The organism is Pseudomonas sp. P5_A12, assembly GCF_056400685.1.
Genome location: NZ_JBFUKU010000198.1, coordinates 1 through 10,265 on the forward strand (window position 1 = coordinate 1; position 10,265 = coordinate 10,265).

Genomic DNA, 10,265 nt, shown 5'->3' on the forward strand with positions numbered 1-10,265 from the left:
GGGCAGGGGACAGGTCGTCGGTGTTGGTTTCGCCGGTGACCTTGAACACGCGCAGGCTGATCTTGTCGGCCAGTACAGGGCGGTTTTTGAACCACTCGCCGTCAGCCCAGGATTGCAGCACGCCTTTGGCGTGAACGTTGCCGTTCTTGGCGCGTTCAGCGACGTCGTGGAACGCATCGAACATCAGCAGGGTGTGCTTGAGTTCTTCGGCAGCGACCGGCGCCAGTTCGGCGTCGTCCAGCAGGTTGACCAGCGTGACGATGTTGTAGCCGCCCTGCATGGTGCCGAGCAGTTCAACCGCGCGTTTCTTGTCGATCAGAGGGGATTGGGCTTCGCCTTTGGAGAGGGCGGAGAGGAAGCCGGCCTTTACATAGGCCGCTTCGTCCACTCCTGGTGGAACGCGGTTGGTGATCAGGTCAACGAGGAAGGCTTCTTCGCCAGCCGGGGGATTTTTCAGCAACTCGACCAGGCCAGCCGTTTGTTCGGCATTAAGCGCCAAGGGTGGAAGCCCTTGCTCGGCACGTGCTTGTAATTGTTGTACGTAGGTCTCAAGCACTGGGCTTCTCCTGTCTTACCGCGTGTTGTTGAGTGGACGCAGAGGGCGCAAAGCAGCCGGCATGGGTCCACTGAATAAAGGTAGGAACAGTTGTTCAGCAATCGAGGGTGACCACCCAAAACCACCGGATCAACTGTTCCTACAAAAGGTGTTCTGTCCCGAAGCCCGAAGGCACAGATCGGCGTCTGCCTCAATCGGAGATTTTCGCCAATGACACTCATTGTCGACACTATTTCGTGATCGAGCCGAAATATAATGATTTGTCAGAGGGTAATCAACAAGATTGTCGACACATTTTGGATGAGACCCAAAAAACACGTCGCAAATGGCGGTTGGAACGCCTGAGAATTCGATTGATCGCACAAGGTGTCGACAATGAGAGGGCTCCGTTGCAAGCGTGCCAGAGCCCTCRGCCCATCGGCTCGACCGTACAGCTCATATCCCCAGAACCTGGCTTCTGGAAAAACACCCCGTAGTCGTTTTGTCGGAAGCTGTAGTTCCCTTGGTAATCCTTGCCGATGTATCGGCTACCTGAATCACTTTGCACCTGGCTCAGGGTGATCGAGGCGTTCGCCCATTTCAGGTACACGACACCAGGCTGCGTGGTAAAGAAAGTGGCGGTAATCGGCGTGTTGAGTCCGGGACAACGAAACACCAGGGGGCCATCGGTCAGTCTGTCGGGATCCTTGGTTCTTACAATGGCCGAGCCTTGGCGCAGCTGGTGCGCACGCTCGGCATAACTTCGGATCGTGCAGGCCTTGGGGTCAGGCCCGGAGCCACACTGGTTGCGGGCTTCGATCCAGAACTGTTGGTCGATCATGACTTTTTCGGGCGGCGGCACGGAATGTTCATCCGTGAGCGCCAGGCGATAGAGTCGAAACATTTCAATATCCATCTGCGCCAGTTGTGGATCGTGGCAGATGAGTTGTTCTACGCGTGCGCTAGCGTTGCCGCAGTCGAAGCTGGTTTTGTAGATTCGAGCAGGTTTGGCAGGCTTTGAATGCTTGGCAGCATTGGCAAAGGGGATTGTCGCCGCGCATACGCTGACGAGAAGGCAGGTGAAAAGGGCCGTGACCGTTTTCATGTTTGACGTCACCCGAATCATTTACTGAACACGACTATAACCCCAAGCGAGAGAAGTTCCACCCAGACACATTATTAACTCGTGGGTGACGCCAGATGTTCACGACGCAGGCAATGATAAACCTGAAGCCTCCCGGTTTTCAGGGTGCTTAAGGTTCACCAAGAGCTGTTCAAAAAAAGCGACCACCATTATCGGAGCTATCCCAAGCACTCCAATCCTCGCCTAAATGCTTCCAGTTCATTGGACCACTACAACCACCACAACAAGGACGCTGTTCAGAAGTTTTCAGCGTTTTTCAGGGGCCGGCGAGGTACGCCTCAGTACATTTCAGAGCGGGCCAGTGGATGGTATGTGTTACTGCGTCTCTAGTCAGAGGCGATGGAGTTGTGCTTGCCCAGCCTACTTATCCCGGTAGAACCAACCGCTAATTGAGTAGAAAAAGCTGAGAAACATGTCGTTCAGGAATGACACATAAGTAGTCCACGTTGCCACGAATCATGGCTATTTGCCCAGGTCGCGCGTTGAAGGGCGACAAATCCGCCTGAAAGTACACTTTATGCCGATGTTCCGGTTCGACAACCCAGATATTGGTGGGTTATTTGAAAAGTCAGTATTCGTTTATAAACAACGATTTATGGGTATTTAGCGATGTCGTTTTTCAAGAAGATGTTCGCGAGTCTCAAGTTCTTTTTATTTAGCAAGAAACCTGAGAATTCCGAAACAAGCTTTCCTGCGATTGATCCCGAGGCGATTAAAGCCGAGCTCAAAATCGTCGAACAGGCGCGTGCGCAGGGTGCTGTCGGTGTTCCGAGCGTCCGAGACACGATGCTGACCGAAACCGAGCACCAGATTCAGGGAACGGTGGGCAAGATGCGCGCGGCCACCTTGAAAACCGGGGAGCAATGGCTCAAGCAAATCCAGCAGCGTCTGGATACCGTTGATCTCACCCAGGAAACAAATCGCACCGTACAACTCGGCGATGAGTTCGTACGCAAGGCTGATTCCATCCTTTCGGGAGCGGACGCTCGTCTCAAAGAAGAGATGCGCGAAGCCAAAGCAAAAAAGGAAATCCTGGACAGCTTCCGATCTGCCAATCGCCTGCCAGAAACGCCGGCAAAGCTTTCGAGCACTGGCGATCACATTCGCCAAGTGGCTTTTCTAGTGATTTTTGGCGCGATTGAATCGGTAATCAACGCGGTTTTCTTCGCCAGTGGAATGGCGGGCGGTCTGCTGGCCGGGGTGCTATTGGCAGGGCTATTGGCCTTGGTAAATATACTTGGGTGTTTCTTTGCAGGTTTTTTGTTTACCAACAAAAACCATGTCAGCGGCTTTCGCCGGATGCTCGGATATCTTTGCGGATTGATTGGTTTGTTCTGGACACTGAGCATGGGCTTGTTCGTCGCTTACTGCCGTTACGTCATGCCGATGATTGATGAGGAAACCAATGATCAGTTGCAGTTGATCGGGCAAAGCATCAAGAGCCTTAGCTTGCCTTTCAGTAATTTTGAGAGCGTCGGCTTGTTTTTGGTAACGGTAGCCTGCGGAGTTTTTGCTCAGTATCACGGCTACGCATGGTCAGACCGCTATCCGGGCTACACCAAGATATACGGCTCCTATGTCAAAACTTACCGTCGCATGATGGGTGTTATCAATAGTCTGCGGAAGGCCCTTGAGACAGAGAAGACCATTACGCTTGAGCAGATCGATGTAAACGTTAAGCAGGCCCAGGAAGCGATCAAGCGCTTCAAGCGCAACATGGGCGAAAAATCGGTGGCCAGGAAGAAGGTCACTGAGCACTTGGTACTGGCGGACAATACGATCCATGCCTTGACCCAATGCTACCGCTATGAAAACCAGATGGTGCGGCCAGTAGACAAGCCACGACCGGACTATTTTTCCCAGCCCGTCGTACTGAACCACCAGGAATTCCCGGATTTCGGTACCGAGCGCGACCAAGAAAGGTTAACGGCTCAGGAAAATCTGCTTAGCGAGATGGTCGCCATTCTGGAGCCCACACGCGCCAAGGTGCAGTCGTCTTTCAACCGGACATTCGATCAACTCAAACCACTGGAAACCCAGACTTAAGGACGCCCGATGTCACTGTACGAAGAAGAGAAAAAATCCGGGCTGACTACCCTGTTGGTTTGCCTGATTGCCGTGATTATCTTGTGCGCCGCTGGCTACGGAGCCTATTACGCGCTAACCAAAGAGAATGTCGACAAGGTAACCCTATGCCCCAGCGGTGGGCCAATGGGCCAATATGTGGTGCTGATCGACAACACCTCTCCGTTCCCTTCCAATCAAAAGGATGATCTGACCCAACGTTTCAAGCACATGGTGCTGGATGAAGTCCCGAAAGGCGCACTGGTGACCGTGTTTCTGCTGGGCGAGAAATACGAACAAAACAGCGCCCCTGTGTTCGAAAAATGTAATCCGGGGCAGTGGCGCGAAATGGACAAATTGACGAAGTCTGAGACGTTCGTGACTAGGGAATTCAACGATAAATTCGCTAACCCACTGTTCGATATGGTGCAGCAGATCCCTCTGAATGTGCAGGCCAAGACCTCGCCTATTTTCGAAATGCTTCAGATCGCCGGCATCAACGGCTTCAAGTACGCGAACTTGAAGGGTCCAAAGAACTTGATTATCTATTCGGACATGGCCGCAAACATGCCGCGCTTCAGCATGTACAACAACGCGCTGTCGTCCTACAAGGACTTCGCCAAAACTGCCTATGGCCAGGAATCGATCGCGCCGGCGCTGGCCGGTGCTTCGGTGACGATCAATATGCTGGTAGCAGAACCCACGGTCATGCCCTACAACAAGCGTGCAGAGTTCTGGGCTCAGTATTTTTCTGAAAACGGTGCATCACTCCCTGAGATTCGCCCTATGGGGGCGCATTAAATGTCAGTACATACAATCGTAAGACGGGTAAAGACCTGGTTCTGCGTTGCGCTGCTGCTCAAGATCATCTGCGCCAGCATCAGCTTAAAGTTCAACGACCCTACCTGGTTCGGCTTCTGGATTCCCATCAGTATAATGTTGATGTACTGGATCGTTGGTCATCGTGTTCGCGAGCTTTATGACGTGAGGCTTTCGGTCGCCAAGTACGCTGACTCGGTGTATTACCTGGGTTTTCTGTTCACTGTCAGCAGCATCATCATTTGCCTGTTCGACATTCAGAGCATCGGCGAAAACCTCAGTGGCATGGCCATGCGCTTCGGGGCAGCCATGGTGAGCACTGGACTGGGGATGGTTGCTCGCACCCTCTACATAGGTTTCAAGCAAGACCAATCTGATGCAGTCCAAAGAGTGGAAGAGCGCGCGATCCTCGCATCCGAAAACCTGGCCCTGATGTGTGACGACACCTATCAGAAGCTGGTGGTGTTCCGGGACGAGGTCGTGGGCACCACCAAAGAGACCCTCGCCGGCGCCAAAGAGCAAATCTCAGAGCTTTCCAAGCACAGCAGGGAAGCAATGGATACCTATTTTGCCAACGCTATCCAGCGCAGCAACGAATCCTTCGACGCCATGCTCAAGGACGCCAGGGCTGCCTGTGATGATTTGCTGGTAACCATCAAGGGCCTTTCCGAGAAAAGTGAGCAAACACTTGAGCGCATGGAAGCCCATGCCATGGAGTTCGGGAAGAAGGCCGAGCATCGCCTGGAACAGACCTTGTTCCCGGATGACCTGTTTGCTCAAAAGCTCAAGCCGTCCATCGACGCGCTTGCCGATACGACCGAAGGGGTCAATGTGGGAATCTCTACGTTGGCGGACGATGTCAAGACGGCTGCGCGTTCGGTGGGTATCGCAATTCGCGGTCTGAACACCAAGACTCAGACTCTGGAGGATACGCTCACGGCGGTGGGCACTATCGTCGAAACTCAACAGCGCATGATGGATGCCATGAACGGCCAGGGTAATAGCCTGCTGGAGGGTGTCGAGCGTGCCCAAAAAGAGTTTCTGAATACTCTGGACGACTATCAGAAGAGTTTCCAGGAAGAGGTCAAGTCGAATCGCGTTGTTATTGAGCAGGTTGTTGAGAGGCTGCATGCCCTTCAACAGAAAATTGAAGGAGATGACTCTGCCGCAGCGCTCAGCCAGGAGATCGATGAGGCATTCCAGGCCGTGAGCGAAGCCAGCATCCGGACTAATGAGGCGCTATCCGATTCGATCAAAGGGACTTTGATGCCTCTGATCGATGTGATTTCCCAAAGTAATGTCACGCATCGTGCGTTGGCTGATCGCGTCGAGCAAGGTAACCGAACCATCGAAGTTGCTCATGCCCAACTGGACGAGCTCGCCGGTAAGATTGATCACATCAGCAAAATCGAGCCGCGCCAGCCTGCAGTGAATGAGCCGACGATTACGTCAGTACTTGAGGCTCGAGATATTCCTGTCGCTGATCAGAAGATGTTTGATGCGAGACCTGCCAGTTGAGCGAGAAAAATGATCAGGTCTTCAACTTGTCCATCACTGAAATCTGGATGGTGCTCGCCTTCATATTGTTGCTGCTGACCGGCTGGCAGGTCTGGCAGCTCACCAACGCCAATAAGGCACTGGAGCAAAAGGTCGCTGATTTTAATGGTTTCAATGAACGTGAAAAAGCTATCAAAGACGCTGCCCAAGAGCTCAAAATCCGGCTAGCTGAAATGGGGCTCAGGAACCCTGACGAGCTTATGAACAAACTGGTTGATGCCTCCAAAGCGCGTGATGAAGCGGGGCGGTTGAAGGTGCTGCTCACGCAGAAGGATGATCAGTTAGCCGCGCTGGCGGCAATTGACAAGGCACTCCAGGAATCGGGAAGTAAGGAYAAAGGAGAGGAAGCCAAGAGGCTGATCCTCGAAACCCTTATGTCCTACGAACAACTGAAAAAGCTGGTTGCTGATCAGGATAGTGAGACTCAGCCAACCGACATAATCAAGCGTATCRGTGCGATGAAAGCCACTGAGCAGATGCTCAAGACGGCGTTGAAAACCGAAGGTGAACCGACCGCTGAGCAGGTTCAGAAGATAGTCGAGGATGCCCAAGCTTATGCAGATGCAGAAAAAGCCGGACTAAACCCCACTTCGTTGCAAAAGGTGAATACCGACTTGAAGGGACAGGTACAGTTTCTGCAAAATAGGTTGAATAGAGGCAAAGGGGGAGATCTGCCACCGTGTTGGGCTAACCCGGATACCGGCAAGCCTGAGATGTTCCTGGCGGTCTATCTCAAGGAAAACAACTTGACCTTCGAGCCTGCCTGGCCGGCTTCACGCTTGGTCGATGCACAAGCATTGCCAGGATTCACTGAGCTTATGGCAAACACTGACCGAAGCTACGAAGACTTTATGCGAGCAACCCAGGCTATCAATGCGTTCGGCAACCAAAACGGGTGCAAGTATTACGTTCGCCTAAAAAGTCAGATCCAGGACGCCCCTACTTCAGACAAGCGCCGCATACAGGTTGAGGGGAACTTCTACAAAGTAGAGGTGAAACGATGGTAACCCAAATTTTTCGCTCATCCTGGAGGAACCGGAATTCAAAGAACTGAAGTTCGGGCTCGTCGTCAATGCCAGCAGCATCGAATATCCTGATTTTGATTGGGAGAGACATGTCGCGGAAGATCGGGGGGACGCAGTCGTAAATCACGTCGGGGCTAAAGACACGGCCGTTCCGTTTTCCCAATACACCATTCAAGCGGCGGGCTCCGGCGTAACGGTCGGCTATACCGGTTTCCGCCAACCTCTTGCGTCCCGAGTAATGGTCAAAAAAATCAGGTTTTGGTCGTTTCTTGATTGATGTCAACCGCACGAGCCAGCCTGCTCTGTAGTCTGGGCTGCACCGAGGGGATGATTCGAGTGAATCGTGTCCAGCTGCAATGAGAGCGAGAATCCCATGCTCTATCCGCTGTTTCTGACGTTGCACCTGTTTGCCGCGCTGATTTTCATCGGCACGGTGTTCTTCGAAGTCCTGTTTCTTGAAAGTATTCGCAACCAGCTGCCCGTCAAGGTCATGCTGCTGGTCGAACAGGGTATCGGTCGACGCGCCCGCACCTTGATGCCATGGGTACTGCTGGTGTTGTTCGGTGCCGGGCTGGGGATGGTCTGGCTGCGCTATTTGCCGGTTCTTGCCACGCCAATGAGCTCATCGTTCGGCACATTGCTGATGCTCAAGATCATGCTCGCCTTCAGCGTATTGCTGCATTTCCTGTCTGCCATGTTTTTGTTCAGAAGCGGCCGGATGAATGCTCGATACGTGCATTTCATCCATGTCAGTCTGTTCTGCCACATGGTGCTCATCGTCCTGCTGGCCAAGGGAATGTTTTACCTGACGTGGTGACCGGACTTGCCGTCGGCGACGGTTGTGCCAGAGGAGTGGCGCCATCGGCGGGATGGTGCTGGCGATGATAGCGCGGGTCAGTTTCGGGCATACCGGCCGTGCGCTGGAGCCGCCGGCGGGCATGACCCTGGCGTTCATTTTGCTAGCTGAGCATTGCCGTGCTAACCATCAACGATACGCGAACCGTTTGAACCGGACACCTCGGGGCAGACCCTGACTGATTTTCAATCAGACCGATGGCTCCTCGCGCTGGCGAAATCGTTGGGCGCGCTCGACGCTGTGGTTCATCTGTGCCGCTGCGTGGACAGTCAAGGGATGCTGGGTAAAACCGGGCCTGGGGGAAATGTATTCGGCCATTTCCCGGGCAACGGCGAGCTGACGTTCCGAGCCTTCGGCCAGCAGCGCGATGACCAGGTTTTCCAGGGCAATGACCCGGACACGCAAGTGCACCAGTTCGGCGTCGGTCAGCGCGGGCGGGGCGGTAAACGCGTCGCCATCGATGGATGTTGCTGTGGCTTGATCGTCCCAAGTCGACAGCGGTGGATGGTCTGATGTGTTCGGGAAAGGGTTTTTATTGAGCATGTGCGACGTCTCCAAGGCTGTTCGGCGATTAAGAAGCTTAGCCCTGGATCGCGACAGGTGGGCAGCAGCTTATTGATATCAATCAAGGATGGCGTTGCACACCGGCTGTAGAGTGGCAATGCGCCTCTCAATGATCGGAGACCGGCATGGCCAAGAACTTCCCCGTCAACCCCAAACACCCCGAGCGGATCTGCTGGGGATGCGACCGGTATTGTCCGGCCAAGTCGTTGGCTTGCGGCAATGGTTCTGAACGCACGATGCATCCGGCCGAGCTGTTTGGAGAGGATTGGTGCGTGCCTGGCGACTGGGGCATAGAGACCACCGCGCCGCAACTTCCAGCCGCTAATTCGCTTAAGCCACTGATAAATGCGTGAAAGTCGGCGTTTTCAGACCAGGACTCACTGAATTCAATGTGCGCGAAAAGCTGATTGGGAACGATCCTGCAATGGCGTAGTACGCAGAGACCACTACACTAGCACCTGCTCCATGAAGTACCCCGGGCACTTACTATCCAACCCCTGCGTGGACTTGATGTCCGCCGCCCGGATAAACGGTGGCAACTGTCGATAGCAACGTGGAATACGTGTTTGCCACGCAACCAGTGAAATCGCAGTAACAAGAGGGAGTATTATTATGAGTGGCTATAACGCAGTGTTGGCAAGGAATACAGAAAGTGCCCCAAAAAGCATAGGCCCCTATTCACAAACGGTAGCGTTCTCTCATTATAATAATCTTTCAGCACAATTACCGATCGATCCTGCATCTGGAAAACTGGTAGGTGGTGGGGTGAAAGAGCAGGCTGGACAGTGCTTCAGCAATATCAAGGCAATTGTTGAAAGCATTGATCATGTTATGGATGATGTTGTAAGGGTTACTATATTCCTTAAAAACATCTCAGACATTGAAACTGTAAGCGAAGTTTATACGACATTCTTCCCCGACTATGTCCCTACACTAACGACAGTCGCGGTAGCCGCATTGCCTCTGGATGCTTTGGTGCAAGTTGAAGCGCTGATTTCAAATGGCGAGGGCACCATTCCAAATGCGCCACAGGCAGGCAATCTTGTAAAAGTGGTAAGAAATACGGAAAACGCCCCCATAAGCCCTCTGTCTGCACAAGCCGTAGCTTTTTCTCATTACAACAACATCTCCGCTCAATTACCTATTGATCCAGGAACTGGAAAATTGGTATCGGGCGGTGCAAAAGAGCAGGCTAGACAGTGCCTGAAAAATATCAAGGGGATTTTAGAAGGTATCGACGTTCCTTTTGACGATATCGTTAAAATAAATATCTTCCTTAAAAACCTCTCGGATATTGCAGCTGTAAACGAAGTTTACACAACATTTTTTCCGGACTCGGCTATAGCCCGAACCGCCGCTTATATTCCGGCACGGACAGTCGTTGCAGTGTCAGCTTTACCTTTGGATGCGTTGGTACAAATCGAAGCCGTTGTGTCGCACGGAGATGGCACGCCGCCGCAAGCTGTCGAAGACAGGCATGGACTCATCATAAAAGCGAACAATACGGGTAATGCCCCAAAAGGCTCTCTATCGACACACACTGTGGTTTTTTCTCACTACAACCATATCTCGGCGCAATTGCCTTTAGATTCAAAGACGGGTGACGTGGTAGGAGGTGGGGTAAAAGAGCAAGCTGGACAATGCTTGAAAAACATCAAGGCCATTGTCGAGAGTATCGATCACGTTTTGGCTGATGTGGTT

General features: G+C 52.8%; 8 protein-coding genes and 3 pseudogenes. 8 read left to right on the top strand and 3 right to left on the bottom strand.

The window, feature by feature from the left end; genetic code table 11:
* Together AC1DSG_RS21945 and AC1DSG_RS21950 are read right to left on the bottom strand one after the other, a co-directional pair.
* Positions 1-556: pseudogene (locus AC1DSG_RS21945) on the bottom strand (bifunctional aconitate hydratase 2/2-methylisocitrate dehydratase); the annotation flags it as partial.
* Between the two features lie 412 nt (positions 557-968).
* Positions 969-1,640, bottom strand: a pseudogene (locus AC1DSG_RS21950) (MliC family protein); the annotation flags it as partial.
* 648 nt (positions 1,641-2,288) lie between these two features.
* Here AC1DSG_RS21950 and AC1DSG_RS21955 point away from each other — a divergent pair.
* The 6 genes and pseudogenes from AC1DSG_RS21955 to AC1DSG_RS21980 all read left to right on the top strand — a co-directional run.
* Positions 2,289-3,725, top strand: a complete 1,437-nt coding sequence (locus AC1DSG_RS21955) for a hypothetical protein (protein ID WP_477792759.1) — start codon at positions 2,289-2,291, stop codon at positions 3,723-3,725.
* A gap of 9 nt (positions 3,726-3,734) precedes the next feature.
* Positions 3,735-4,544, top strand: a complete 810-nt coding sequence (locus AC1DSG_RS21960; RefSeq protein ID WP_477792760.1) for a hypothetical protein — start codon at positions 3,735-3,737, stop codon at positions 4,542-4,544.
* Entirely contained in the window at positions 4,545-6,080 is a 1,536-nt protein-coding gene (locus AC1DSG_RS21965) for a hypothetical protein (RefSeq protein ID WP_477792761.1), read from the top strand. It abuts the gene before it with no gap.
* Positions 6,077-7,126 (top strand): hypothetical protein, encoded by a 1,050-nt coding sequence (locus AC1DSG_RS21970; protein ID WP_477792762.1) that lies wholly within the window; start codon positions 6,077-6,079, stop codon positions 7,124-7,126. Before AC1DSG_RS21965 ends, AC1DSG_RS21970 begins: the two co-directional genes overlap by 4 nt.
* A gap of 391 nt (positions 7,127-7,517) precedes the next feature.
* Entirely contained in the window at positions 7,518-7,961 is a 444-nt protein-coding gene (locus tag AC1DSG_RS21975; protein ID WP_477792766.1) for a CopD family copper resistance protein, read from the top strand.
* Positions 7,962-7,998: 37 nt separating this feature from the next.
* Positions 7,999-8,118, top strand: a pseudogene (locus tag AC1DSG_RS21980) (NnrS family protein); the annotation flags it as partial.
* A 71-nt stretch (positions 8,119-8,189) separates the two neighbouring features.
* Here AC1DSG_RS21980 and AC1DSG_RS21985 read toward each other — a convergent pair.
* On the bottom strand, positions 8,190-8,543 hold the full coding sequence (locus AC1DSG_RS21985) for a hypothetical protein (RefSeq protein ID WP_477792763.1): 354 nt from the start codon (positions 8,541-8,543) through the stop codon (positions 8,190-8,192).
* 146 nt (positions 8,544-8,689) lie between these two features.
* Here AC1DSG_RS21985 and AC1DSG_RS21990 point away from each other — a divergent pair, with 146 nt between their 5' ends.
* Both AC1DSG_RS21990 and AC1DSG_RS21995 read left to right on the top strand, forming a co-directional pair.
* Complete coding sequence (locus AC1DSG_RS21990) at positions 8,690-8,917, top strand: DUF3079 domain-containing protein (protein WP_477792764.1); 228 nt, start codon at positions 8,690-8,692, stop codon at positions 8,915-8,917.
* Between the two features lie 259 nt (positions 8,918-9,176).
* Positions 9,177-10,265, top strand: a 1,089-nt coding sequence (locus tag AC1DSG_RS21995) for a Rid family detoxifying hydrolase (RefSeq protein ID WP_477792765.1), incomplete at its 3' end; no start/stop codon positions are given.

Bases quoted from the DNA above. Each gene is read 5' to 3' on its own strand.
- AC1DSG_RS21955 (WP_477792759.1), top strand. From the start codon at position 2,289: ATGTCGTTTTTCAAGAAGATGTTCGCGAGTCTCAAGTTCTTTTTATTT.
- AC1DSG_RS21960 (WP_477792760.1), top strand. From the start codon at position 3,735: ATGTCACTGTACGAAGAAGAGAAAAAATCCGGGCTGACTACCCTGTTG.
- AC1DSG_RS21965 (WP_477792761.1), top strand. From the start codon at position 4,545: ATGTCAGTACATACAATCGTAAGACGGGTAAAGACCTGGTTCTGCGTT.
- AC1DSG_RS21975 (WP_477792766.1), top strand. From the start codon at position 7,518: ATGCTCTATCCGCTGTTTCTGACGTTGCACCTGTTTGCCGCGCTGATT.
- AC1DSG_RS21985 (WP_477792763.1), bottom strand. From the start codon at position 8,543: ATGCTCAATAAAAACCCTTTCCCGAACACATCAGACCATCCACCGCTG.
- AC1DSG_RS21990 (WP_477792764.1), top strand. From the start codon at position 8,690: ATGGCCAAGAACTTCCCCGTCAACCCCAAACACCCCGAGCGGATCTGC.